Annotated in this window: 24 protein-coding genes and 1 pseudogene; 13 read left to right on the forward strand and 12 right to left on the reverse strand. The window is 71.3% G+C overall.

What is annotated here, in order from left to right:
* Nucleotides 1-22 precede the first annotated feature (22 nt).
* Entirely contained in the window at nt 23-241 is a 219-nt protein-coding gene (locus EES42_RS38555) for a hypothetical protein (protein ID WP_124722856.1), read from the forward strand.
* A gap of 247 nt (nt 242-488) precedes the next feature.
* Here EES42_RS38555 and EES42_RS38560 read toward each other — a convergent pair whose 3' ends face one another.
* Genes EES42_RS38560 through EES42_RS38570 form a run of 3 tightly spaced genes read right to left on the reverse strand, consistent with a single transcriptional unit; the run spans nt 489 to nt 2,884 of the window.
* A complete protein-coding gene (locus EES42_RS38560; protein WP_124722857.1) occupies nt 489-1,511 on the reverse strand; it encodes a threonine/serine dehydratase in 1,023 nt (340 codons plus the stop codon).
* 7 nt (nt 1,512-1,518) lie between these two features.
* Complete coding sequence (locus EES42_RS38565; protein WP_206433799.1) at nt 1,519-2,445, reverse strand: SDR family NAD(P)-dependent oxidoreductase; 927 nt, start codon at nt 2,443-2,445, stop codon at nt 1,519-1,521.
* A 25-nt stretch (nt 2,446-2,470) separates the two neighbouring features.
* The gene (locus EES42_RS38570; protein ID WP_124722858.1) at nt 2,471-2,884 is read right to left on the reverse strand and encodes a PPOX class F420-dependent oxidoreductase; all 414 of its coding nucleotides are present in this window, start codon (nt 2,882-2,884) and stop codon (nt 2,471-2,473) included.
* Between the two features lie 151 nt (nt 2,885-3,035).
* Between EES42_RS38570 and EES42_RS46880 the strand changes: the two genes are divergently transcribed.
* Nucleotides 3,036-3,575 (forward strand): TetR/AcrR family transcriptional regulator, encoded by a 540-nt coding sequence (locus tag EES42_RS46880; protein WP_124722859.1) that lies wholly within the window; start codon nt 3,036-3,038, stop codon nt 3,573-3,575.
* Nucleotides 3,576-3,670: 95 nt separating this feature from the next.
* On the opposite strand, the pseudogene EES42_RS46885 reads toward EES42_RS46880, so the two are convergent.
* A pseudogene (locus tag EES42_RS46885) lies at nt 3,671-3,805 on the reverse strand (helix-turn-helix transcriptional regulator); the annotation flags it as partial.
* Between the two features lie 227 nt (nt 3,806-4,032).
* Here EES42_RS46885 and EES42_RS38580 point away from each other — a divergent pair.
* Entirely contained in the window at nt 4,033-4,368 is a 336-nt protein-coding gene (locus EES42_RS38580; protein ID WP_124722860.1) for a DUF4333 domain-containing protein, read from the forward strand.
* On the opposite strand, the gene EES42_RS38585 is transcribed toward EES42_RS38580, so the two are convergent.
* From EES42_RS38585 to EES42_RS38595, 3 genes are read right to left on the reverse strand one after another with little or no spacing between them, the layout of a single operon-like run.
* On the reverse strand, nt 4,349-5,599 hold the full coding sequence (locus tag EES42_RS38585) for an NAD(P)/FAD-dependent oxidoreductase (RefSeq protein ID WP_124722861.1): 1,251 nt from the start codon (nt 5,597-5,599) through the stop codon (nt 4,349-4,351). The genes EES42_RS38580 and EES42_RS38585 overlap by 20 nt on opposite strands.
* A 56-nt stretch (nt 5,600-5,655) precedes the next feature.
* A complete protein-coding gene (locus EES42_RS38590) occupies nt 5,656-5,859 on the reverse strand; it encodes a DUF397 domain-containing protein (protein ID WP_124722862.1) in 204 nt (67 codons plus the stop codon).
* Nucleotides 5,840-6,691, reverse strand: a complete 852-nt coding sequence (locus tag EES42_RS38595; RefSeq protein WP_124722863.1) for a helix-turn-helix domain-containing protein — start codon at nt 6,689-6,691, stop codon at nt 5,840-5,842. Before EES42_RS38595 ends, EES42_RS38590 begins: the two co-directional genes overlap by 20 nt.
* A gap of 116 nt (nt 6,692-6,807) precedes the next feature.
* On the opposite strand from EES42_RS38595, the gene EES42_RS38600 reads away from it, so the two are divergent.
* Nucleotides 6,808-7,029 carry a hypothetical protein gene (locus EES42_RS38600; RefSeq protein WP_124722864.1) on the forward strand — a complete coding sequence of 74 codons (222 nt, stop codon included), beginning with the start codon at nt 6,808-6,810 and terminating at the stop codon, nt 7,027-7,029.
* On the forward strand, nt 7,026-7,502 hold the full coding sequence (locus EES42_RS38605) for an ATP-binding protein (RefSeq protein WP_241196867.1): 477 nt from the start codon (nt 7,026-7,028) through the stop codon (nt 7,500-7,502). The genes EES42_RS38600 and EES42_RS38605 overlap by 4 nt, the downstream gene beginning before the upstream one ends.
* Here EES42_RS38605 and EES42_RS38610 read toward each other — a convergent pair.
* The 3 genes from EES42_RS38610 to EES42_RS38620 form a co-directional block, all read right to left on the reverse strand.
* Nucleotides 7,439-8,341, reverse strand: a complete 903-nt coding sequence (locus tag EES42_RS38610) for an RNA polymerase sigma-70 factor (protein WP_124722865.1) — start codon at nt 8,339-8,341, stop codon at nt 7,439-7,441. The two genes, EES42_RS38605 and EES42_RS38610, sit on opposite strands and share 64 nt — an antisense overlap.
* A 41-nt stretch (nt 8,342-8,382) precedes the next feature.
* Nucleotides 8,383-9,540, reverse strand: coding sequence for an NAD(P)/FAD-dependent oxidoreductase (locus tag EES42_RS38615; RefSeq protein WP_124722866.1), 1,158 nt, complete (start codon nt 9,538-9,540; stop codon nt 8,383-8,385).
* Nucleotides 9,541-9,627: 87 nt separating this feature from the next.
* Nucleotides 9,628-12,924: a S41 family peptidase gene (locus EES42_RS38620; RefSeq protein ID WP_124722867.1), complete on the reverse strand. Its 3,297-nt coding sequence runs from the start codon at nt 12,922-12,924 to the stop codon at nt 9,628-9,630.
* Nucleotides 12,925-13,099: 175 nt separating this feature from the next.
* Between EES42_RS38620 and EES42_RS38625 the strand changes: the two genes are divergently transcribed.
* Together EES42_RS38625 and EES42_RS38630 are read left to right on the forward strand one after the other, a co-directional pair.
* The gene (locus EES42_RS38625; RefSeq protein WP_124722868.1) at nt 13,100-13,672 is read left to right on the forward strand and encodes a TetR/AcrR family transcriptional regulator; all 573 of its coding nucleotides are present in this window, start codon (nt 13,100-13,102) and stop codon (nt 13,670-13,672) included.
* Nucleotides 13,673-13,808: 136 nt separating this feature from the next.
* Nucleotides 13,809-16,025, forward strand: coding sequence for an MMPL family transporter (locus tag EES42_RS38630; RefSeq protein WP_124722869.1), 2,217 nt, complete (start codon nt 13,809-13,811; stop codon nt 16,023-16,025).
* Nucleotides 16,026-16,194: 169 nt separating this feature from the next.
* On the opposite strand, the gene EES42_RS38635 is transcribed toward EES42_RS38630, so the two are convergent.
* The gene (locus EES42_RS38635) at nt 16,195-16,545 is read right to left on the reverse strand and encodes an SsgA family sporulation/cell division regulator (protein ID WP_124722870.1); all 351 of its coding nucleotides are present in this window, start codon (nt 16,543-16,545) and stop codon (nt 16,195-16,197) included.
* Nucleotides 16,546-16,755: 210 nt separating this feature from the next.
* On the opposite strand from EES42_RS38635, the gene EES42_RS38640 reads away from it, so the two are divergent.
* The 5 genes from EES42_RS38640 (at nt 16,756) to EES42_RS38660 (ending at nt 21,383) form a co-directional block, all read left to right on the forward strand.
* The gene (locus EES42_RS38640) at nt 16,756-17,820 is read left to right on the forward strand and encodes an energy-coupling factor ABC transporter permease (RefSeq protein WP_124722871.1); all 1,065 of its coding nucleotides are present in this window, start codon (nt 16,756-16,758) and stop codon (nt 17,818-17,820) included.
* A gap of 1 nt (nt 17,821) precedes the next feature.
* Nucleotides 17,822-18,583: a cobalt ECF transporter T component CbiQ gene (cbiQ, locus tag EES42_RS38645; protein ID WP_124722872.1), complete on the forward strand. Its 762-nt coding sequence runs from the start codon at nt 17,822-17,824 to the stop codon at nt 18,581-18,583.
* Nucleotides 18,580-19,350: an energy-coupling factor ABC transporter ATP-binding protein gene (locus tag EES42_RS38650; RefSeq protein ID WP_124722873.1), complete on the forward strand. Its 771-nt coding sequence runs from the start codon at nt 18,580-18,582 to the stop codon at nt 19,348-19,350. Before cbiQ ends, EES42_RS38650 begins: the two co-directional genes overlap by 4 nt.
* Before the next feature lie 66 nt (nt 19,351-19,416).
* Nucleotides 19,417-20,586: a serine hydrolase domain-containing protein gene (locus EES42_RS38655; RefSeq protein WP_124723026.1), complete on the forward strand. Its 1,170-nt coding sequence runs from the start codon at nt 19,417-19,419 to the stop codon at nt 20,584-20,586.
* On the forward strand, nt 20,583-21,383 hold the full coding sequence (locus tag EES42_RS38660; protein WP_124722874.1) for an SDR family NAD(P)-dependent oxidoreductase: 801 nt from the start codon (nt 20,583-20,585) through the stop codon (nt 21,381-21,383). Before EES42_RS38655 ends, EES42_RS38660 begins: the two co-directional genes overlap by 4 nt.
* 17 nt (nt 21,384-21,400) lie before the next feature.
* On the opposite strand, the gene EES42_RS38665 is transcribed toward EES42_RS38660, so the two are convergent.
* Nucleotides 21,401-21,910, reverse strand: a complete 510-nt coding sequence (locus tag EES42_RS38665; RefSeq protein ID WP_124722875.1) for a MarR family winged helix-turn-helix transcriptional regulator — start codon at nt 21,908-21,910, stop codon at nt 21,401-21,403.
* 83 nt (nt 21,911-21,993) lie between these two features.
* On the opposite strand from EES42_RS38665, the gene EES42_RS38670 reads away from it, so the two are divergent.
* Nucleotides 21,994-23,481, forward strand: a complete 1,488-nt coding sequence (locus EES42_RS38670; RefSeq protein WP_124722876.1) for an MFS transporter — start codon at nt 21,994-21,996, stop codon at nt 23,479-23,481.
* The last annotated feature ends 34 nt before the right edge of the window (nt 23,482-23,515 follow it).

Below are 23,515 nucleotides of genomic sequence, written 5' to 3' on the forward strand. Positions count from 1 at the left end.
GCATCCACTAGGAGTGAACAGCATGGGTATTGCAGACCAGTTCAAGGACAAGGCGCAGCAGCTCGCCGACGAGGCCAAGAAGAAGGCCGGGGAAGGCCGGAACAAGGGCCAGGAGCGGACGGGCACCGAGGGCCGGGAGCGGACGCAGAACATGTCCGAGCGGGCCTCGAAGACGTCGCAGCAGGGCCGTGACAAGGCCCGGGGCGCCGCGGACGAGCTCCGCGAGCGTCGCGAGCGCTGACGAGCCTCCGCGACACTGCGCGTTGCCTGTGAGGGGCGTGCCCGGATCTCCGGGTGCGCCCCTTTCGCGCGGCACGGACCGGGGTCCTGGGGTCTTGGGGTCTTGCCCCGAGGGTCCCGGTCCCGGAGTCCCTCGGGCCCCGAAGGCCCCGGTCCCGGAGGCCCCGGTCTCGAAGGTCCCGGTCTCGAAGGCCCCGGTCTCGAAGGCCCCGGTCTCGAAGGCCCCGACCCCGCCCCCGGCCCTGGTCTCAGTCCTGGTTCGCGGCCGGGTGCACCAGGTCGCTCGGGTCGGTGTTCGCCCCGCACAGCACCACGGCGATCCGCTCGCCTTCGCGCGGCCGGTATCCGCCGCACGGTGCGGTGAGCGCGGCCAGTGCGGTGGCGGCGGCGTGCTCGACGGCGACGCGGCGGTGGTCCCACAGTGCCTGGCGGGCGCGGACGATCTCGCCGTCCGGCACCAGGACGGAGTGGATGTCGTTCTCGCGTGCGGCGCGCAGGGCCAGGGCGGTGGCCCTGCGGGCGCCGAGGGAGTCGACGGCGACCGAGTCGACGGGGACGTCGACCGGGCCACCGGCATCCAGGGCGGCGTTCAGCGCCCGGCAGTTCTCCGGCTCGACGGCGACCGTGCGGATGCCGTGGTGCCGGGCGGCGGTGGCGACGCCGGCGAACAGACCGCCCCCACCGACCGAGACCACCACGGTGTCCAGACCGGGGATCCGGGCGTGGATCTCCTCCAGCAGGGTGCCGGCCCCGGCGGCGATCAGCGCGTGGTCGTAGGCATGCGAGGCGAGCGCGCCGGACGAGGCGGCGAACTCCTCGCACGCCTTCAGGGCCTCGGCGTACTCCGCGCCGACCAGCCGCACGTCCGCCCCGTAGCCGCGCAGCTTGGCGATCTTCACCGCCGGCGCGGTGCTCGGCAGGAACACCGTGGCCCGTACGCCCTGCTGCTGGGCGGCCCACGCGCAGGCCAGCCCGGCGTTGCCGCCGGAGGCGATGGTCACCCCCGCGTCCGGCAGGGTGCCCGCCTCGCGGTGGGCCTGGATGAAGTTCTGCGCGCCGCGTGCCTTGAAGGAGCCGGTGTGCTGCATGAACTCCAGCGCGTACCAGAGCTCGTAGGGCTCCTCGGACCCCACGCGGACCGTGTCCGGCGCGCCGGACACGACCGGTGCGACCGTGACCGGGCGGATGTGTCCGGCGGTCCGTTCGGTGGCGGCCTTGATGTCGTCGTACGTGAGGCTGTCGCCGAACAGGTCCGTGTCCCGGTCGCCCATGTCTTTCTCACTTCCGTGGTCGCTGAATCAACCAGCTTATGCAGTTGCTGGTTCCGATGCGCGTCCGGCTCTTCCCGGCGCCGCTTGCCTCCCTCGTCGTCCCTGTCTCCCAGTCGGCCAACAACCTTGTGGTGTGCAGGTGCAGCCGCCGTGCCTCCTCGATCGCGAACCCGGGGCCGTGCGGGCTGATCGGCACGTCCCGCACGAAGGCGCTCAGCGGGGCGGCGGGCGGGGCGTCCAGCAGCCTGATGATCGGGACCATGGCCTCGTGAACCGGCTGGGCGGAACGGCGGATGACGTCGATCCGGGCCATGACGTCCGGTGTGTACTGCCCCGAGAAGCTGGTGCTGACCGTGCCCGGGTCGAGCAGCACGTACCGCACTTTCGTCCCCGGCCGGGCATCCGCGAAGGCGACACCGAGCAGATCGTTGAGTCGCCCGCCCTGCATGAGCGCCCGTTGCCCGTCGTACTCCCGCGCAAGCTGCAGGTCCTCCCAGCAGATCTCCCCTTCGCCGCCGGGCCCGGCGATGTTGAGGATGACCGGGGCATCGGCGGATTCGAGCAGGTCGGCCAGCCCATGGCTCAGTACGAAGCGACTGAGGTAGAAGTGGGCGAAGGTGTTCTCGAAGCCGTCGGCGGTGACCGCGCGGGTGGTCCGGAAGTGTCGTGCGCACAGCACCAGGGCGTCGACCTGCGCACAGGAGGACCGGATGCGTTCGACGACTGCTCCGGTATCGGCCAGACGGCTCAGGTCGGCATGAATGAAGTGCGCCCTTGCGGCCGCGCCACGTTGTCGCGCGCCATCGAGCCACGCCTCGCCCTTCCCCGCGTTGCGCCCGACGACCACCACCTCCTGCCCCCTTTCCAGGTAGGTGTCGGCGATGGCCCTGCCGATGCCGTCCGTGCCGCCGGTGATGACGTAGGTCTTCAACACGGTGCTCCTTCTCTGCTTCTCCGTCTCACAGGAAACGGGACGCGATCTTTTCGGGGGCGACGTGGACGGTGACCAGTTCCGGGAGGGTGGCATACGACTCCGGATGGTGTTCGGCGTAGAGCTTGCCGGTGTACTTGACGGCAAGCTCGTCCATGCGCTCGCGGCTGCCCGCACTCTCGAACCGGGCGGTGCCGCTGATCACCGCGTACCCGTAGGGCTCGTCCGGTGGGTTGACCGTCACGCTCAGTCGGGGATCTCGCCGCAGATTGCGCACCTTGAGCTTGTCGAAACCGGTCACGAAGAAGAGGTCGTCGCCGTCCCTCCCCACCCAGACCACCGACTGGTGCGGGCTTCCGTCGGGCTGAAGGGTTGCCACGGTGACGAAGACCCTGGAATCGAGGACTTCTCGCAATTTCTCGGACATGTGGACCGGACTCACACAGGACTCCTGGAGTGAGGGACGACGCGACGGCAAACGCGCCCAGCGAAGCGCTAATGCCACAACTATGTGACAGTTAATGGCTGAGGTGCAATAGGTAAGTGGCGCTTCTTGGTGGATCAGCCGCACCCCTGCGTATGCTCCGATCACGATGAGAGCTGACGCGGCACGCAACCTGGACGCGGTCCTGCAGACCGGAGCGCGCCTGCTGGCGTGCGATCCCGGCACCAGCATCGCGGCGATCGCGGCGGAGGCGGGCGTTGACCGGCGTACCGTCTACCGCCGCTTCAAGACCCGCGAGGCACTCCTGGCCGCCGTCCATGTGGCCAAGCTCGAAGCCTGCGAAAAGGCCGTCACCGAGGCGCGGCTGACCGAGGCACCCGTGATGGTGGCGCTGCACCGGTACGCGGAGGGCATCATCACCGTCGGCAGGCGGTGGCCGGTGGACGTGCGACAAGTACAGGACGGGGCCGCGGCCGACCGCCTCGGCCGGCTGATCGCGCAGCTCGACGCCTTCATGGCCCGCGCAGTGCGCGAGGGCGTCATCCGCCCCGGCCTTCCGGGCGGCTGGGCCCGCTCTCTGCTCATCCACCTCACCAACATCGCCTCACACGAGATGCCGGAGCTGACCACCGCCCAGGGGGCCGACATGGTGGTCCAGTCCCTGATCACCGGGCTCGGCCCCGCCTGACGCGGCCGGGCCCGGCCGCTCCACCAGGCGTCCGCCGGCTCACAGAGTGCCGGCAGCCGTCCGGGCGACGTCCCGGTGAGTGCGCACAGCGCCTCGACCGCCTGGCGCGGTGCGGGCTTCTTGCCGCTCAGATACCGTTCCCATGAGGAGCGGCTGTAGCCGGTCCGGCTCGCGAGCGCGGCCAGGCTCAGGCCGCTGTGGCCCTTCAGCCTCCGTGACTGGACGAGCAGTTGACGTCCGCTGCCGGCCGTTCCGTGGGCAGCTCTTTCCGTCGCGGCATGCGGATTCCCCCGGTTCTTCCTGCCGTTGCCTTGCATGGTGGGGTATCCGGGCTCCACGCGCGAGGAGTTGTCGCTCTCGGGGCGGTGCGATCCAAGTGGCCGGGATCCGGAGGGAATTGGTGTTGATCGCGGAAGCACACTTGTCTCTGCGGCCATGGAGTCGGTAGGAACCATGCGTGACCGATCAAGGGAAGTTCGCGCGGTTTCTCATAACGCTCTCGGCCGTCATCGTCGCCGGGTGCGCCCTCACCGTGACGATCAAGGTGATGAACACCGATACCGAAGCGCTCTACCCGCCGCGGCTGCTGGACCAGGAAACGGTGGAACGGCAGGCTGCCGAGGTCGCGCGGGGGCCGAAGAACGTGTCCAGGGACGGCGTGGAATGCCCGGCGGCCATGAAGGCCGAGGAGGGCAACAAGTTCGACTGCAGGGTCCGGGTCGGTTACAACGACAAGACCGTCACGGTCGAGGTCGTCGACGACCAGGGCAGGCTCAGCATGAACGCCTCCTGACGTTGACGGCCAGGGCCTTGACCACTGCCACGGGGCTCAGGAATCGCAGCGGACCGATCAGGCGGGCCGCGAAGAGGTACATGTGCCGCGCCAGCGCCGTATCGCGCGCCGCGGCGGAGAACATCAGCCGTTCCATTGCCTTGAACGGACGGGACTTGGCGTAGTCGGCGGCCAGTTGCTGGTGGCCGGTCAGCCGGCGCCGGTGCGTGCGCGCGTACGCCGTGAGGGCTTTGTCGAGGTCTTCCCGCAGTCCGGTGGCGGCCGGGGCGACCGCATCGGTCAGCCATTGCGCGGTCTGCAGGGCCCATCCGCATCCCACGCCCCACAGGGGGTCGCTGGTGAGGGCGGCGTCGCCGATGAGCGCGACGCCCGGTGCGGTCGGCCTGCGGGTGTGGAGCGGGTAGTCGACCGTGCCGATGATCTTCGACACGCGCTCGGCGGAGTCGATGGGCGGCGCCTCGGGCAGAGCGCGGACGAATTCGAGGAAGCTGCCTTCCAGGTCCTCCTTGAAGGCCGGCAGCCACTTCTTGTCCGGGAGCACCGCGAGGACCGTCACGCCGTCGTCGTTCGGGAACGCGTACGCCATGTCGGGGTCGAGGAACCACGCCTGGCCGATCCCGCCGGTCAGCGGAAGACCGCGGAAGTGCGCGAGATAGCCGAACCGCCCGTTCTCGTACCGCTTGGTGGGCACCCCGGCGAACTTCGCCACGGCCGAGTCCTTGCCATCGGCCCCGACCACCAGCCGGGCCCGGATCTCGCGCTCGCCCTGCGGCGTCGACGCCCGCACCCCCACGGTCCGCCCGGCTTCCCGGACCAGCCCGGTCACACGGTGACCGAGCAGCAGATCGACGCCGGGCGTCTCCACCGCGCGGGACCTGATCAACGGATCGAGGGTGCTGCGCCGCACGTTGTACCCGTGCGGCAGCTCGGGGCCGTCCGACGGGGCGTTCGGCTCGATCCATCCCCAACGGGTGTGCCAGCGGGCGTCGTTGCGGACCGCCCCCGCCTCCTCCAGAGCGGGTACGAGGCCGAGCTCGTCCAGCACCGGGTAGGCGTTGGCCGTGATGGAGTGGGTGCAGAGCACCTTGTACGCCTCGGGGTCCGAGCGGCGCTCCAGCAGTGCGACGCGGACACCGCGCCGAGCGAGCAGGATCGCGGCGGCGCTGCCGGCGAGGCCGGATCCGCTGATGACGACGTCGTAGTCGGGTTCCGCGCTCTCGGGCTTTGTCATGCGCCGATCATGCCCGGATTCTGGCTCGTTCCCCAGCCCTTGGGCCAGGGAACGCGTCACGCCACCTTGACGGCCTCGACGAACGGCGCCCACGCGGACGCGGGGATGACGAGCACGGGGCCTTCGGGGCGCTTGGAGTCGCGGACGGGGACGAGGTCTTGGTGGCCGTCCGCGACTTCGAGGCAGTTGCCGCCATCGCCATTGCTGTGGCTGCTCTTGCGCCAGGTGGCAGCGCTGAGATCAAAGACGATGCTGGCCATTCCGGTACTCCTCAGCCACCTTCTCGATCAGTTCGAGGGACACCTCTGGCGGCAAGGCGGCGGCCCTGAGCCGATCGTATGCCTTGCGGTAGCGCATGACGATGGACGGATCGTCGATGGTCTGCCCGTGGTACGAGCCCTCGGTATAGAGCAGCGGTGGCTCGTTGTCGAAGTCCATGAGAAAGAGCGGTAGCTCTGTAAGCGCCCGGGTCGGGCCGTTCCACGGAAGGATTTGTGCAACGACGCGGCCGCGCCGTACAAGGGCGGCGATGTGTTCCAACTGCTCGGCCATCTCCACAGGCGGGATGATGGAATGGCGGATCAGGGCCTCGTGCAGGATCACCCAATACTCGGGCTTCTTGGGGTTGTCGAAGAGCCGGGCTCGTTGCAGTCGAGCGTCGATCTTGGCTTCGACCTCCTCCGGGGTGTCCAGGGTGTGCGCGGAGTGGATGACGGCGTCGGCGTACGACCTGGTCTGAAGTAGCCCCGGGATCAGCGTGCCGGACCACTCGGCGATGGCCCGGGCCCGTGTCTCCGCCTCCGCGACCCCAGCGAAGTACGAGGAGTGGGCCCCCTGCTTGGCCTTCCGTACGTCCCCGCACCGCCGCCCGAAGAACCCGTCCGTCCCCAGCACCCGGTCCACGTGCTGCGCCAGGTCCTCCGGCATTCGGCGGTGGCCGTGCTCGATCTCGCTCAGGTACGTGATGCCGTAGAAGCTGCCGTCCACCAGCTTCTCCAGCGTCAGGCCCGCCTCCTCCCGCTTGAAGCGGAGTTCCTTGCCGTAGAACTGCGGGACGCCCGCCGAGCCGTCGATCTCCTTGCGTGTGGCCACTGTTGACCGCCTTTCGCGCTGTGCGTTGTGGAGCGGGAAGTCCTTTGACGGTAGGGCCCCGTGCGGCAGCGTGTGAGTCATTCGTCACAGTCAGCAACGAAAGGTGGACTTCCCCCATGGACGACACGTACGGCTTCGCCGGCCACGACATCGGTCCGGACATCGACGAGCTCCGTGCCGCGCTCGCCGCGCACAACATCACCCTGCCTTCGCTCGGTGTCGATCCGCTGACCTTCGCCGCGAGGTCGACCCGGCCGCCGCTGGTCTCGCTCGGTAACTGCAATGTGGCGACCGCGCGCCGGATGGCCGAGGTGCTGCGTTCGGCGGCCGGGGGATGAGCCCGTTGCCCATCGCGGTGGACCTGCTCGCCGTGCCGAAGGCCGTACCGGAGATGCGGCGCACCCTGCGGGAGCGGTGCGGGGGTGTGGACTCACCCGATCTGCTGCTCTGCGTCAGCGAGTTGCTGACCAATGTGATCGTGCATCTCGGGGAGGGGACGCCGGTCACACTCCGGGTCAGCGGTACGCGTACCGGCAGGGTCAGGGTCGAGCTGAGCGATCCCGAGCCGTGCGCCTGGCCCACGCTGCGTACCGCAGCCGGCGGTGACGAGTCGGGGCGGGGGCTGGTGCTCGTTGACGCGTTGGCGCTGCGGTGGGGGATCGAGCAGCGGCCGTACGGGAAGACGGTCTGGTGCGAGCTGCGGGCCCCCGGCCCGCTCCTCGCTGAGGGGCGGGCCGGTGAAGGGGGTCAGCGCAGGGTGAGCGGGGTCTCGGAGTCGACGCGGGTCAGCTTCTCCGGGTTGCGGACGTAGTAGAGGCCGGTGATGTGGGCGTCCTCGATCCGGAAGGCCACGACGCCGTCGATGACGCCGTCCAGGCGCAGCAGGAACGCAGGGTTGCCGTTGGCCAGGGTGGGGCTGATGGTGATCGTGGCGGTGTTCTTGTTGGTGCCTCCGACGAGGTAGCGGGCCACCTTGTCGGCGCCGACGATCGGCCGTCGGGCGGCCTGCTTGATGCCGCCGCCGTCGCCGAGGAGGACCACGTCGGGGGCGAGCACGTCGAGCAGGCCCTGGAGGTCCCCGGTCTCCAGGGCGCGCCGGAACGAGTCCACCGCCGCCCGGGACACGCTCGCCGAGACCGCCGCACGGGGGCGGCGGGCGTCGACGTGGCGGCGGGCGCGGTGGGCGATCTGGCGGACGGCCGTGGGGGTCTTCTCGACGGCGGCGGCGATCTCGTCGTAGTCGACGGCGAAGACCTCGCGCAGCACGAAGACGGCGCGCTCCGTCGGCGACAGGGTCTCCAGGACGAGCATCAGGGCCATCGACACGCTCTCGGCGAGTTCGACGTCCTCGGCCACGTCCGGCGCGGTGAGCACCGGTTCGGGAAGCCAGGGGCCGACGTACGCCTCCTTGCGGCGCGACAGCGCGCGCAGCCGGTTGAGCGACTGCCGGGTGGTGATCCGGACCAGGTAGGCGCGCTGGTCCTGCACCTTTTCCTGGTCGACTCCGACCCATCGCAGCCAGGTCTCCTGGAGGACGTCCTCCGCGTCGGCCGCCGAACCGAGCATTTCGTAGGCGACGGTGAAGAGCAGGTTGCGATGGGCGACGAAGGCCTCGGTCGCCGGGTCGGTGGTGGCGTGGTCGTCGTTCACTTCTTGCCTCTCCTCGGCGATCAGCGCTCGGCTCGTGGCGCTCAGGCCGTCTGTCCGGCGGTGGCCGGTGCCTTGTCGCGTTCGGCGCGCGGGGCGCTCTTGCGCGCCTCGTTCACCAGTTGCTTGACGGTGGCCCTGCAGACGATCTCCTTGAGCTTCGCACCGGGGCGGCCACCCAGGTACAGCGGGTTCGCGCGGTCGTCCATGGAGGCGAACTGGAAGAACCCGGTGCGGCGGCCCAGGCTCATGCACTGGCCGGCGAACCGCACCTTCAGGGGTGCGGGCCGCTCACCCGCGATCCGGCTGAGCACCGTGCGGGCGGCGCGCGAGCCCAGCTGGCCGGCGGCCTGGCAGCTCATCCGGAACGGCGCGCCGGCCGGTGCCGCCGCGTCCCCGGCCGCGACGATGCGCGGGTCGTCCACGCTCGTCAGCGTCTCGTCGGTGAGCAGACGGCCCACCGCGTCGGTGGTCAGCCCGCTGCGGGCGGCCAGGTCCGGCACGCTGAATCCGGTGGCCCAGACGGTGACCCGGCTGGGGAGTTCGCGGCCGTCGTCGAGCCGTACGGTGTCACCGGTCACGGCGGCCACCCGCGCGCCGGGGCCCTCGACCACGGTCACACCGAGTTCGGCGAGGGTCCGGGCGACCGCGCGGCGGCCCCGGGGGTGAAGGTACGGGCCGAGCTCCTCGCCGCAGACCAGGGTCACGGCCCGGCCCTCCTCCGCCAGTTCGGCGGCGGTCTCGATGCCGGTCGGGCCCGAGCCGACCACGGTCACCGGGGCCGTCGCGGGCGCCGCGTCGACGGCCGGCCGCAGCCGCCGCGCCTCCTCCAGGGTGGCGATCGGGTGGGCGAACTCCGCCGCGCCGGGCACGTCCGGTTCGGCGCTGCCGCTGCCCACCGCGTAGATCAGGTAGTCGTAGCCGACCGTGGAACCGCCGGCCAGTTCCACGCCCCGTCCGGCCGCGTCGATCGTCGCCACGCTGTCGACCACCAGCCGGACGTTCCCGGCCAGGACCTCCGCGTAGTCGACGACGGCGTCATTGCTTCCACCGACCAGTTGGTGGAGGCGGATGCGCTCGACGAAGTCGGGGCGGGGGTTGATCAGTGTCACGGTCACGTCGGCCCGCTGGGCCAGCCGGTTGGCGGCGGTGACGCCCGCGTAACCTCCGCCGATCACGACCACATCGGTGTTCTTGTTCATGGTGTCTGCGTCTCCGTCCGGTTCCGTTGCCTGCTTTCGGCATCAAGACACCGGACGGAGAGGGGCTGTGACAGGGCGTGAGCCAGATCACTCGTGGCGTGGCGGCAGCGGCGGACGTCGCCGGTCCGGGACGTCGTCGTACGTCGGCGGGGTGGCCGCCGGCTGGGCGGCCAGCAGGTCCAGGGCGACCCGTACCGCGTCGTCGAGCACCGCGTACCGGCCCTCCGCCCAGTCGAGGGGGGTGCGCAGCGCCTCCAGGTCCGGTTCGACGCCGTGGTTCTCGACCGACCAGCCGTAGGTGTCGAACCAGGCCGCGTTCATCGGCACCGTGATCACCGTGCCGTCGCCCAGCCGGGTCCGGCCGGTCATGCCGACCACGCCGCCCCAGGTCCGCTGGCCCACCACCGGGCCGAGCTTCAGCAGGCGGAACGCGGCGGTGATCATGTCGCCGTCGGAGGAGGTCGCCTCGTCGGCCAGGGCGACCACGGGGCCGCGCGGGGCGTTGGAGGCGTAACTGACCGGCTGGGCGTTGCGGGTCAGGTCCCAGCCGAGGATCCGGCGGGTCAGCTTCTCGACGACCAGCTCGCTGATGTGTCCGCCCGCGTTGCCACGTACGTCGACGATGAGCGCCGGGCGGGACACCTCCATGCGCAGGTCCCGGTTGAACTGCGCCCAGCCCGAGCCGCCCATGTCGGGGATGTGCAGATAGCCGCACTTGCCGCCGCTCAACTCCCGTACGACTTCCCGGCGTTTGGCCACCCAGTCCTGGTAGCGCAGCGGCCGTTCGTCGACCAGCGGTACGACGGCGACGCGGCGGGGGCGGCCCTCGTCCCCGGCCGGGCGGAAGGTCAGCTCGACGGTGGTGCCGCCCGCCGCCGTGAGGAGCGGGTACGGTCCGGCCACCGGATCGACCGGGCGGCCGTCGACATGGGTGAGGACCGCGCCCTCCCGGACGCCCGTACCGGCCAGCGGGGAACGGGCCTTGGAGTCGGAGGAGTCGCCCGGCAGGATGCGCCGGATCATCCACTCGCCGTCCCGGCACACCAGGTTCGCGCCGAGCAGGCCGATCGCCCGCTGGTAGTGCGGCGGTCCCTCGTTGCGGCGGGCCGGGGTCACGTACGCGTGCGAGGTGCCCAGTTCGCCCAGGACCTCGCGCATCAGATCGGCGAACTCGTCGGGGGAGGCGACCCGTTCGACCAGCGGACGGTACTGGTCGAGCACCGCCGTCCAGTCGATGCCGCACATGTCCGGCTCCCAGAAGTACGAGCGGATGATGCGGCCGCCCTCCTCGTACGCCTGCCGCCACTCCGCCGCCGGGTCGACCTCGTGCAGGATGCGGCGCAGGTCCAGGTAGACGGTGGTGTCGCTGTCGCCGGTCTCGGTGGCGGGCACGGCGCGCAGCTCGCCCTCGTCCATGACGACCAGCCGGGTCGCGTCGCCGCTGACCGCGAACCAGTCGAGATGGGGGACCAGTTCGGTCTTTCTGGCCTTGGTGATGTTGAAGTGTTCGAGGGTGGGGCGGCCCGACATGTCCGACGGGTTGGCGAAGGTCTCGCCGAGCGCGCCGGAGATCGGCCAGCGCAGCCAGACCAGCCCGCCGCCGCTCACCGGGTGCAGGGCGGAGTACTTCGACGCGGAGACCGGGAAGGGCGTCACCCGGTTCTCCAGGCCCTCGAACTCGACGGTGACCGTCGACGGCCCCTCGCCCGTGCCGATGTCGGGGGTGTCGTCGGCCGGGTCGAGCCCGCCCGCCGCCGGACGGCCCTCCGGGGACAGGGCGAACGGGGAGGGCGTGGCGGAGGAGAGCGGCACCAGGTACGGGCGGCAGCCCAGCGGGAAGGAGAGGTCGCCGGTGTGGACGTCGTACACCGGGTCGAAGCCGCGCCAGGACAGGAAGGCGAGATAGCGGCCGTCGCCCGTGAAGACCGGATTCTCGTCCTCGAAGCGGCCGTTGGTGACATCGACGATCACGGGCGCGCCGGTGCCCAGGATGCGGGCCAGCTTGATCTGGCGCAGCGAGCGGCCGATGCCGGGGTGCGACCAGGTCAGCCAGGCGCCGTCCGGGGAGAACGCCAGGTCGCGGACCGGGCCGTTGATGGAGCGGATCAGCTCGGTGGGTTCGCCGGTGGAGGTCTCCTCGTCGGTGTCCAGGAGCAGCAGCCGCCCGTCGTTCGTCGCGATGGCCAGGCGTTCGCCGTCCGGGTCGGCGATCAGCTCCTGCACCCTGCCGACCTGCCCGGAGGCCAGTCGGCGCGGCGCGCGGTCGCCGCTGGCGCGCGGCAGGTACGCGATCTCGATGGCGTCCTCGCCGTCGGCGTCGGTGACGTAGGCGACCTGGCCGCCGCTGCCGAGCATCTCGGGCAGCCGGACCCGGACGCCCGGGGTGTCGGCGATGGTGCGGGCGGGGCCGTCGCGGTGGGTCAGCCAGTACAGGCTGCCGCGTACGGTGACGGCGCTGGCGCGGCCCGTCTCGTCCACGGACAGCGAGTCGACGTTGCTGGCGGCCGGGACCTGGTGGATACGCCGTCCGGTGCGCGGCCCGCCGAGCCGGACCGACAGCTTGCGCGGCACCGCGTCCGGCGACGCCAGGTCGTCCACCAGCCACAGATCGCCCGCGCACTGGTAGACGACCCGGTGCCCGTCGCTGGAGGCGTGCCGGGCGTAGAAGGCGTCGTGGTCCGTGTGACGGCGCAGATCGCCGCCGTCGGGCCGGCAGGAGTAGAGATTGCCGACGCCCTCGTGATCGGAGAGGAAGGCGATCCGGCCGCCGACGAACATCGGTGAGTCGAGATGGCCGCCGATGTCGGGCAGCAGCCGCTTGCCGTGCAGCCACAGCCGGCCGGTCGCGCCGCCCCGGTAACGCTTCCAGGCGGCCGGTTCGTGCGGCGGGGTGCCGGTGAGCAGCAGGGTGCGCCGCTCGTCGTCGATGTCGGCGACCGCGATGCCGGAGACCGGGCCCCAGGGCAGCTTGCCGCCGGGGCTGCCGTCGGTGGGGACGCTGTAGGCCCAGGAGACGTGCGAGAACGGCTGGCTGTGCGAGGACACGGCGAGGATCTGGGCGGCGTCCCCGGGATCGGGGGTCCAGCCGCAGACCCGGGCGTCCGTCGACCCCCAGTAGGTGAGCCGGCGGGCCGGGCCGCCCTCGACCGGGACGAGATGGATCTCGGGATCGAGACTGCGCCAGGTCGTGTACGCGATGCGGCTCCCGTCGGGGGAGAAGCGGGGATGGCTGACCCTGGTCCGGTCGATGGTCAGCCGCCATGCGCGGCCGGGCGGCTGCCCCTCGGGCGCGAGGGGGGCGACCCAGAGGTCGTCCTCGGCCGCGAAGCAGAGCAGATCGTCGTGGAGGTGCGGGAAACGGAGATACGCGGCGTCGTCACTCACCCTCCAATGCTTTCCGCGCGGGAGGGCCCCGGCAACTCGTGGTGCGGTACCGGTTGTGGTGCGGAACACAAGCGAAACGATTTCGTTTCGCTGGGCGGCCGGGGTACCGTCGATGTGTACGAAACAGTTTCGTTCGATTGACTGACGTACGAGAACCCGAACAGGAGGTCGACACGTGGCACGCACCCGGCTCACACCCGAGCGTGAGAGCGAGCTGTACGCCGCCGTGCTCGACCTGCTCCGCGAGGTCGGTTACGACGCCCTGACCATGGACGCCGTCGCCGCCCGCACCCGTTCCAGCAAGGCCACCCTCTACCGCCAGTGGGGGAGCAAGCCGGAGCTGGTCGTCAAGGCCCTGCGGCACAACAAGCCGGTGTCCCTCGAAGAGATCGACACCGGGTCGTTGCGCGGCGACTTCCACGCCGTGGTGGGCCGTACCGACGACTGCCAGATGGAGAAGGACTCCGCGCTGATGCGGGGCCTGAGCCATGCCGTCCACGAGAATCCCGATCTGTACCAAGCCCTGCGCGACCTGCTGATCGAGCCGGAGATGACCGGCCTCGACCTGCTGCTGCGCCGGGCCGTGGACCGGGGCGAGGTGCGTCCGGACAATCCGGCGCTGAAATACGTCTCACACATGCTGATCGGCGCTTTCGCCGCCCGGCAGCTGGTCGAGGACCGCTCGGTCGACCAGGCGTTCCTCACCGATTACGTCGAATCCGTGGTCTTCCCCGCCCTCGGAGTCTGACTCTCCGGACCGCCCCGCGCGGTCCGTCCCCGTCGCACCGCCCCTCCCCAAGCCCCACCTGACACGCCGCTCTCGTCGTCGGGCTGGTTCCTCACGCCCTTTTCCACTCACACGACCTGACCGGGAGTACGCCCCCGTGGCCACATTCCTCTACAAGCTCGGACGGCTCGCCTTCCGGCGCCGCCGCTATGTCGCCCTGATCTGGGTGGCACTGCTGGCGCTCGCCGGATTCGGCGCGGCCTCCGCGTCCACCGCCACCTCCAGCTCCTTCTCGATCCCGGGCACGGAGGCGCAGCGCGCCTTCGACCTGCTGGAACAGCGCTTCCCGGGGGGCAGTGCCGACGGTGCGACCGCCCGGGTCGTCTTCAAGGCGCCCGACAACGAGAAGATGTCCGACCCGGCGAACAAGGCCGAGGTCGACAAGGTCATCGGCGAGCTGAAGTCGGGCTCGGACCAGATCGCCTCGGTCTCCGACCCGTACACCGCCGGTGCCGTCAGCAAGGACGGCTCCACGGCGTACGTCTCGGTCTCCTACAAGGTCAACTCTATGGAGCTGACCGACGGGACCCGGGACGCCCTGGAGGACGCGGGCCACGCGGCGCAGAAGAGCGGGATGACCGTGGAGATCGGCGGTGACGCGCTCATGGTGATCCCGGAGACCGGGGTCACCGAGATCATCGGTGTCGCCATCGCCGCGATCGTGCTGGTCATCACCTTCGGCTCGCTGATCGCCGCCGGGCTTCCGCTGCTCACCGCCCTGATCGGCGTCGGCATCGGCGTCTCGACGATCACCGCGCTGGCGAACGTGCTGGACCTGGGCTCCACCACCTCCACCCTGGCGATGATGATCGGCCTCGCGGTCGGCATCGACTACGCGCTCTTCATCGTCTCCCGCTACCGCGCCGAACTGGCCGACGGCAGGGAACGCGAGGACGCGGCCGGACGGGCCGTCGGCACGGCGGGCTCCGCGGTCGTCTTCGCCGGTCTCACCGTCGTCATCGCGCTGGTCGGCCTCGCCGTCGTGAACATCCCGATGCTGTCGAAGATGGGCTTCGCCGCGGCCGGCACCGTCGCCATCGCCGTACTCATCGCGCTCACCCTGGTCCCGGCCCTGCTGGGCTTCGCCGGGAAGCGGGTCCTGGGGCGCAAGGCGCGCAAGGCCGCCGGGGCCCCGGACAAGACCGAGGACAAGCCGAACATGGGCACCCGCTGGGCGCGGTTCGTGCTGCGCAAGCCGGTGTGGGTGCTGCTGGTCGGCGTCATCGGCCTCGGCACGGTGGCCGTACCGGTCGCCTCCCTGGAGATGGGCCTGCCCGACGAGGGCTCCCAACCCACCAGCACCACCCAGCGGCGCGCCTACGACCTGCTCTCCGACGGCTTCGGCCCCGGTTTCAACGGGCCGCTGATGGTCGTCGTCGACACTGCGGACAGCTCCGACGGCAAGACCGCCGCCAAGCAGGTCACCGACGAGATCTCCGGCATCAAGGGCGTCGTCGCCGTCACCCCGGCCCAGTTCAACAAGGCCGGCGACACCGCGATGATCACCGTGGTCCCGAAGGACCGGCCGAGCTCCGTCGACACGGAGAACGTGGTCCACGCGATCCGGGACGCGGGCAAGGACATCAAGTCCGACACCGGTGCCGAGGTCCTGGTCACCGGCTCCACCGCGATGAACATCGACTTCTCGCAGAAGATGAACGACGCGCTCCTGCCGTACCTGGCGCTCGTCGTCGGCCTGGCCTTCCTGCTCCTGATGGTGGTCTTCCGGTCGGTGCTGGTGCCGCTGAAGGCGGCCCTCGGCTTCCTGCTCTCGGTCGTCGCGGCCCTCGGCGCGGTCGTCGCGGTCTTCCAGTGGGGCTGGCTCGGCTCGCTCTTCGGGGTGGAGCAGCCCGGTCCGATCATGTCGATGATGCCGATCTTCATGGTGGGCGTGGTCTTCGGCCTCGCGATGGACTACGAGGTCTTCCTCGTGACCCGGATGCGCGAGGCGTACGTACACGGCGAGAAGCCCGGCCAGGCGATCGTCACCGGCTTCCGGCACGGCGCCCGGGTCGTCACGGCCGCGGCCGTGATCATGATGGCGGTCTTCGCCGGCTTCATCGGCTCCAGCGAGCAGATGGTCAAGATGATCGGCTTCTCGCTCGCCATCGCCGTCTTCTTCGACGCGTTCGTCGTCCGGATGGCGATCGTGCCCGCGGTCCTGGCCCTGCTCGGCCACCGCGCCTGGTCGCTGCCGCGCTGGCTGGACCGGATCCTGCCGAACGTGGACGTGGAGGGCGAGGGGCTGCGCGAGCAGCTCGACGAGACGCCCGGCGGTGAGACCGGGGGCGAGCGCGAGCTGACCCGGGTCTGAGCCGCGAGGCGAGAGCCGCGACGAGTTTCCGGGCCCGCGTCTGAGCGGAGCGCGGCCCCGGAAGCGCCGGTTACCTGTGGGGACGGGGGACCGGGGCGATGAGAGAGAAGCCCCCGTGCGAGCGGCACGGGGGCTTCTCTCATGCGGTCCTGCGCCGGGCCGCCAGGCCCTAGGCGTGCGCGGGCGGCTTGGTGTTCTCGGTGTGCGTACGGTGCAGGAAGCGGATCAGTGGCGCGCTGTCGAACTGCACCACCTCGACGCCGTCGGCCGAGTGATTCTCCACGACCAGCTGGGTCCGCCCGCAGGGCCATACGCGGATGCCGCCGCGCTCGGTGGGGGCGCGCAGTCCGCCCTCCAGCAGATCGCGGCCGAATGCCCAGTCGTCGCCGCCGGGGAAGGCGACATGGACGGTGCGCGGGTCCTTGTCGGCGTCGTACAGCAGGTCGACCGGTACCGCCGGGAGATCGGGGGTGTCGTTGACGAGCCAGGCATCCGCCTGTTCTTGGATCACGGGGGGCATGGAACGACTCCTCCTGTGTGTAACGACCCCTCCTGTATGTACTGCTTCGCCATCCAATGTCGCATATTTCCGGCGACGGGCGCGGGGAACGGTTGTGACGGAGTCGCTCTTGCGAAGGGTTTGCAACAAGGTCCTATCATTGAGCGGTTCACGACATCGTCCGCAGCGACGCACGACCGCAGGAACACGACCGCAGGAAGCGGAGCCCCCATGCATGTACCCGACGGATTCATCAACGCGCCCGTCTCCGCCGCCGCCGGAGTCGTCGCCGCGGGTGCGGTCGCCGTCAGCCTGCGGGGTGCCCGGCGCGAGCTGGACGAGCGCACGGCGCCGCTCGCCGGTCTGGTCGCCGCGTTCATCTTCGCCGTGCAGATGCTGAACTTCCCGGTCGCGGCCGGCACCAGCGGGCATCTGCTGGGCGGGGCGCTGGCCGCGATCCTGGTCGGGCCGTACACCGGCGTGCTTTGCGTGACCGTCGTCCTGCTCATGCAGGGCATCCTCTTCGCCGACGGCGGACTCACCGCGCTCGGCGTGAACGTCCTCGACATGGGCATCACGACCACCGTCGTGGCGTACGCACTCTTCCGCGGGCTGCTCGGGGTGCTGCCGAGGACCCGCCGCTCGGTGACCGGCGCGTCCTTCGTCGCCGCCCTGGTCTCCGTACCGGCCGCGGCCTGCGTCTTCACGCTGATCTACTGGATCGGCGGCACCACCGACATCCCGATCGGCAAGGTCTTCACCGCGATGGCCGGGGTCCACGTCCTGATCGGCATCGGCGAGGCCGTGATCACCGCGCTGACCGTCGGCGCCGTCATCGCCGTACGCCCCGACCTGGTGCACGGCGCCCGCGGACTCACCTCCTCGCTCAAGCTCCGGATCGACGGCGAACTGGTCGACGCCCCCGCCCCGGCCCCGGCACAGGCCGCCCCGGCCGCCGCCCGCTCGCACCGGAGGATCTGGGCCGCCGGCCTGGTCACCGCCCTCGTCCTGGCGGGCTTCGTCTCGTACTACGCCTCCTCCAGCCCCGACGGCCTGGAGAAGGTCGCCGCCGACCAGGGCATCGACAAGAAGACCGAGGAGCACGCGGCCAAGGACTCCCCGCTCGCCGACTACGGCGTCAAGGACGTGTCCGACGCCCGGATCTCCGGCGGCCTCGCCGGAGTCATCGGCGTCGCGGCCACCGTCGTCGTCGGCAGCGGAGTCTTCTACGTGGTCCGCCGCCGCCGTACCCCGGACGCCCCCGCGGACCCCACGCGCGATACGGAATCCGTCTGACATGGGCGCCGGGCACGCGCACAAGCTCTACCGGCACGGTCACTCGCCGATCCACGACCTGCCGCCGCACTGCAAGATCGCCGCCGCCTTCTGCTTCGTCGTGGTCGTCGTCTCGACGCCGCGCGAGTCGATGTGGGCGTTCGCGCTGTACGCGGTGCTGCTCGGCGTGGTCACCGCGCTGGCCCGCATCCCGGCGGGCTTCCTGCTCAAGCGGCTGCTCATCGAGGTGCCGTTCGTCGCGTTCGCGCTGCTCATGCCGTTCGTGGTGCCCGGCGAGCAGACCCACGTACTCGGCCTCTCCGTCAGCGTCCCCGGCCTCTGGGGCGCCTGGAACGTCCTCGCCAAGGGCACCCTCGGTGTCGCCGCGTCCGTGCTCCTGGCCTCCACCACCGAACTGCGCTCGCTGCTGCTCGGCCTCCAGCGGCTCAAGCTGCCGCCGCTGCTCGTCCAGATCGCCTCCTTCATGATCCGGTACGGCGACGTCATCACCGACGAGATGCGCCGGATGTCGATCGCCCGCCGCTCCCGGGGCTTCGAGGCGCGCGGCGTACGGCAGTGGGGTGTCCTGGCCATATCGGCGGGCGCCCTGTTCATCCGGTCCTACGAGCGCGGCGAACGCGTCCACCTCGCCATGGTCAGCCGCGGCTACGCCGGATCCATGCCGGTCATCGACGAGGTGACCGCCTCCCGGACCCAGTGGGCGTACGCCGCGGCACTCCCCGTCCTCGCCCTCGCCGTCTGTCTGCTGGGATGGACCCTATGAGCCAGCCCACCGCCCCCGCCCCGTCCCTGGAAGTCAGCGGCCTCGCCTACGCCTACCCCGACGGCCACCAGGCGCTCTTCGGGGTGGACCTCACGGTCGCCCGGGGCGAACGCGTCGCCCTGCTCGGCCCCAACGGCGCCGGCAAGACCACCCTCGTCCTGCACCTCAACGGCATCCTCGACGCCGGGGCGGGCACCGTCCGGGTCGCCGGTCTCCCCGTCGACAAGCGCAATCTCGCCGAGATCCGCCGCCGCGTCGGCATCGTCTTCCAGGACCCCGACGACCAGCTCTTCATGCCCACCGTCCGCGAGGACGTCGCCTTCGGCCCGGCCGCCTCCGGGCTGCGCGGTGCCGAGCTGGAGGCACGCGTCACCGAGGCGCTGGAACAGGTCGGCATGGCGGAGTACGCGAACCGCCCGCCGCACCACCTCTCCTTCGGCCAGCGCCGCCGCGTCGCCGTCGCCACTGTCCTCGCCATGCGGCCGGAGATCCTCGTCCTGGACGAACCGTCCTCCAACCTGGACCCGGCCTCGCGGCGCGAACTCGCCGACATCCTGCGGTCCCTGGACGTCACCGTGCTCATGGTCACGCACGACCTGCCGTACGCACTGGAGCTGTGCCCGCGCGCGGTGATCCTCAGCGAGGGCGTCATCACCGCCGACGACCGCACCCAGGACCTGCTCTGCGACGAGAAGCTGATGCGCGCACACCGCCTGGAACTGCCCTTCGGCTTCGACCCGCGTTCCGTGACTGTGAACATGAGGTGACCTGCCACGCCTGCCGCCCGCGACGGGATGCACCATGGGGGGATGAGCGGGAGCGCAGAAGCAGACGTGGACGTACGGGGCACGGTGGCGGCCGGATTCGAACCGGTCAGGGACGCCTTCATCCGTAACTTCGAACAGCGCGGTGAACGCGGCGCGGCCGTCACGGTCTACCGGGACGGGCACAAGGTCGTCGACCTCTGGGCCGGTACGAGAGACGTGGACGGCGTCGAACCCTGGGCCGTGGACACCGTGCAGATCGTCCGCTCGGCGGGCAAGGGCATCGCCGCCGCCGTACCGCTGCTGCTGCACCAGCGCGGCCAGCTCGACCTGGACGCCCCGGTCGGCACGTACTGGCCGGAGTTCAAGGCGGCCGGCAAGGAACGCGTACTCGTCCGCCACCTCCTCTCCCACCGGGCAGGCATCCCCGCGCTCGACTGCCCGCTGACCCCCTCCGAGGCGGCCGACGGGATCTCCGGCCCGCAGGCCGTCGCCGCCCAGCGCCCCCAGTGGGAACCCGGCACCGACCACGGCTATCACGCCCAGACCTACAGCTGGCTCATCGGCGAACTGGTGCGCCGGGTCACCGGACGCACCGTCGGCCGCTGGATCGCCGAGGAGATCGCCCGCCCGCTCGGCCTGGACTTCTGGTTCGGCCTCCCGGCGGACGAGGCGCACCGGGTGGGCCGGATCGGCCCGGTCGAACCGCCCGCCGCGGGCGACGGCGGCAACGGCGGCGTCCTGCGGCTGCGCCCCAAACGCTCCGTCAGCGAGGCCTACCGCGACCCGCAGTCCCTCACCCGCCGCGCCTTCGGGGCCATCGACCCGTTCCCCGACGAGAACGACCCCGGCTACCGGGCGGCCGAACTCCCCGCCTCCAACGGCATCGCCACCGCCCGCGCGCTGGCCCGCTGCTACGCCGCGATGATCGGCCCGGTCGACGGCCACCGCCTGTTCGCCCCGGCCACCCTCACCCTGGCCCGCACCGAGGAGTCGGCGGGCCCCGACCGGGTCCTGGTCGTCAACACCCGCTTCGGCCTCGGCTACATGCTCCACGGCCCGGCGTCCCCGCTGCTCGCCCCCGGCTCGTTCGGCCACCCCGGCCGGGGCGGATCGCTCGGCTTCGCCGACCCCGAATCCGGCATCGCCCTGGGCTATGTGACGAACGGTCTGCAGAAGGGAGTCACCGCCGATCCCCGTGCCCAGGCCCTGGTCAGGGCAGTACGGTCGGCGCCATGACTACTCCACACCCCACCGGTCCGCGATTCGACGGCCACGGCGTACTCATCACCGGAGCGGGCCAGGGCATCGGCGCGGCCACGGCCCGCCGGCTGGCCTCGGAGGGCGCCCGGGTCCTGGTCACCGACCTGGACGGCGACCGCGCGGAACGCACCGCCGCCGCGATACGCGAGACGGGCGGCGCCGCCGAGTCGCTGCCCTGCGACGTGGCCGACCGGGCGGCCGTCGAGGCGGCGGTGGCCCACACGGTCGCCGCCTTCGGCTCCCTGGACGTGCTGGTCAACAACGCGTACTCCTGCACCAGGGACGTCCCGCTCTTCGAGGACGAGCCCGACGAGGCCTGGCAGCGCGACCTGGACGTCACCCTCACCGGCCCCTACCGCTGCGCGCGGGCGGCCCTCCCGCACCTGGTGGCCTCCGGCCGGGGCGCGATCGTCAACATCGGCTCGGTCAACGGCGAACAGGACTTCGGCAACCACGGCTACAGCGCGGCCAAGGCGGGCCTGGCGAGCCTGACCCGCACCCTGGCCGGCCACGCGGGCCCGCGCGGCGTACGCGTCAACCTGGTCGCCCCCGGCACCGTCCGCACCGCCGCCTGGGCGGGCCGCGACGCCGAACTGACCCGCGTAAGCAACCTCTACCCGCTCGGCCGGGTCGGCGAGCCGGAGGACATCGCGTCCGCCGTCGCCTTCCTCGCCTCCCGCGACGCGGCCTGGATCACCGGGACGACGCTGCGTGTGGACGGCGGCCTGACGGCGACCAACTACGGGTTCCGGCAGGCGGTTTCGGGGAAGTAGGGCTCGGCCGCGGGCGGTCAGCGGCCGGTCGCCCCGTCGTAGACGCCGACCACCCGCCGCAGGAACGCCGCCACCACGGCCCGGTCCTGCGGGGAGAGGTCGGCCGCGGCCTCGGTGACGCCCTGGATGACCGGGGCCACATGCTCGTACGCCATGGCCTCCCAGTGCTCGGCGGGAGCCACGATCACCTTGCGCCGGTCGGTCGGGTGGGGCTCCCGCCGGGCGTGCCCGGCGGCCACGAGCCGGTCGATCACCAGCGTCGTCGCGGCCGTCGACGCGTCCAGCCGGCGGGCGAGGTCGGTGGGGGTGGTCGGCCCGACGTTCACGAGATGGTCCATCACGGCGAGCCCGGCCGCGTCCACCCGCAGCCGGCGGCCCAGATGGCGCTCGAACCGCTGCTGGCGCAGGGTCAGATTCCGCAACTGCTCACGGATGGCACCGTCGTCGGCCGGGGCACCGGAGGGAGCGTCGGCGGGGGCTTCGGCCGGGGTCCCGGCGGGGGTGGCGGCGGTCGGTTTGACATCCATGGGGCTCAGGATACTCTCAATATTGCTAAGAATATTGGTAAGTTTATTGGCGAGTTAATTGGTAACCAATGAGTAGAGGTAAAATGAACGCTGACCCGACCGCCGCGCCGCCCTACCGGTGGCGGTGGCTGATCCTGGCGGTGATGCTCGTCGCGGAGATCATGGATCTGCTGGACGCGTCGATCGTCAATGTGGCCGGGCCCGAACTGGAACGGTCGCTGGGCGCCGGCTCCGTCGGACTCCAGTGGGTGATCGGCGGATACGCCCTCACGCTGGGCGCCGGGCTGATCCTCGGCGGACGGCTCGGCGACCGCTACGGGCGGCGCCGGATGTTCCTGATCGGCCTCGCCTCGTTCACCGCCACCTCCCTGCTGTGCGCCTGCGCGCCGGACATCGGGTCCCTGATCGCCTTCCGGCTGCTCCAGGGCACCGCGGGCGCGATGCTCCTGCCCCAGGGGCTCGGACTGCTGCGGGAGAACTTCTCCGGCGCCGAACTCACCAAGGTCTTCGGCATCTTCGGACCTGTCCTGGGGCTCGGCGGCATCATCGGGCCCGTCCTGGGCGGCGGCCTGATCCAGAGCGACTTCCTCGGCCTGGGCTGGCGGCTGGTCTTCCTGGTCAACCTGCCCATCGGCATCGCCGCCCTGGTCGTCGCCGCGAAAGTCGTCCCCCGGCGGCCGGGCGACCGCACGGTGGTCGTCGACACGGTGGGCGCCGCCCTGGTGGCGCTGTCCTGCGCGCTGCTCGTCCTGCCCCTGAACCAGGGCCAGGAGGCCGGGTGGCCGCTGTGGACCTGGCTCTGCATGGCGGGCTCCGTCACCGGATTCGGCGCCTTCGCGCTCCGGCAGCGCAGCACCGCGGCCAAGGGGCGCGAACCGCTGGTCACCCCCGCGCTGCTGCGCAAGCCCGCCTTCACCGTGGGGCTCGGTGGCATCGCCCTGTTCTTCGCCGGACTGGTCGGCACCCAGCTCGTGCTGACCCTCTACCTCCAGATCGGCCGGCACTTCACCGCGGGCGAGGCGGGCCTCGGCAACCTCCCGCTCGCCGTGGGGACCGCCATCGGCGGCGCGGTCAGCGGCGCCGTGCTCGCGGACCGGATCGGCCGCGCGGTCCTCCAGATCGGCCCGCTCGTCCAGCTCGCCGGCGCCGCCCTGCTCGGCTACGAACTCGGCCGCCTGGGCGGCTCGTTCTCCATCTGGGACATCGCCCCCGGCGTCGTCGTCTCGGGCATCGGCGCGGGCATGGTCATCGCGGCGTTGTTCAGCTTCATCCTCGCGGCCGTCGACGACCACGAGATCGGCTCCGCCTCCGGCGTGCTCTCCGCGGTCCAGTCGATCGGCGGCTCGATCGGGGTGGCCGTCTTCGGCTCCGTGTTCTTCGCCGACGCCAGGACCGGCGACTTCGCGTCCGGCTTCCGGCACGCGCTGATCGCGCAGTCCTGCCTGCTGGTCGCCTTCCTGGCCATGACCTTCCTGCTCCCGAAGAAGGGGCGGCCGGAGGGTGAGGAGTTCACGGCGGGCGAGGGCGAGGGCGAGGGCGCGGACGACGGGCCCCGGCGGGCCGTGGCCTGAGCGCGTCCCGACCGATACGGGCCCGGTCCGCCCC

This window comes from Streptomyces sp. ADI95-17, from assembly GCF_003846175.1.
Classification (GTDB): Bacteria; Actinomycetota; Actinomycetes; order Streptomycetales; family Streptomycetaceae; genus Streptomyces; species Streptomyces sanglieri.

Coding starts and splice junctions, on each gene's coding strand:
- EES42_RS38555 (WP_124722856.1), top strand. CDS start 23: ATGGGTATTGCAGACCAGTTCAAGGACAAGGCGCAGCAGCTCGCCGAC.
- EES42_RS38560 (WP_124722857.1), bottom strand. CDS start 1,511: ATGGGCGACCGGGACACGGACCTGTTCGGCGACAGCCTCACGTACGAC.
- EES42_RS46880 (WP_124722859.1), top strand. CDS start 3,036: ATGAGAGCTGACGCGGCACGCAACCTGGACGCGGTCCTGCAGACCGGA.
- EES42_RS38585 (WP_124722861.1), bottom strand. CDS start 5,599: ATGACAAAGCCCGAGAGCGCGGAACCCGACTACGACGTCGTCATCAGC.
- EES42_RS38590 (WP_124722862.1), bottom strand. CDS start 5,859: ATGGCCAGCATCGTCTTTGATCTCAGCGCTGCCACCTGGCGCAAGAGC.
- EES42_RS38600 (WP_124722864.1), top strand. CDS start 6,808: ATGGACGACACGTACGGCTTCGCCGGCCACGACATCGGTCCGGACATC.
- EES42_RS38605 (WP_241196867.1), top strand. CDS start 7,026: ATGAGCCCGTTGCCCATCGCGGTGGACCTGCTCGCCGTGCCGAAGGCC.
- EES42_RS38615 (WP_124722866.1), bottom strand. CDS start 9,540: ATGAACAAGAACACCGATGTGGTCGTGATCGGCGGAGGTTACGCGGGC.
- EES42_RS38635 (WP_124722870.1), bottom strand. CDS start 16,545: ATGCCCCCCGTGATCCAAGAACAGGCGGATGCCTGGCTCGTCAACGAC.
- EES42_RS38640 (WP_124722871.1), top strand. CDS start 16,756: ATGCATGTACCCGACGGATTCATCAACGCGCCCGTCTCCGCCGCCGCC.
- cbiQ (WP_124722872.1), top strand. CDS start 17,822: ATGGGCGCCGGGCACGCGCACAAGCTCTACCGGCACGGTCACTCGCCG.
- EES42_RS38650 (WP_124722873.1), top strand. CDS start 18,580: ATGAGCCAGCCCACCGCCCCCGCCCCGTCCCTGGAAGTCAGCGGCCTC.
- EES42_RS38660 (WP_124722874.1), top strand. CDS start 20,583: ATGACTACTCCACACCCCACCGGTCCGCGATTCGACGGCCACGGCGTA.
- EES42_RS38665 (WP_124722875.1), bottom strand. CDS start 21,910: ATGGATGTCAAACCGACCGCCGCCACCCCCGCCGGGACCCCGGCCGAA.
- EES42_RS38670 (WP_124722876.1), top strand. CDS start 21,994: ATGAACGCTGACCCGACCGCCGCGCCGCCCTACCGGTGGCGGTGGCTG.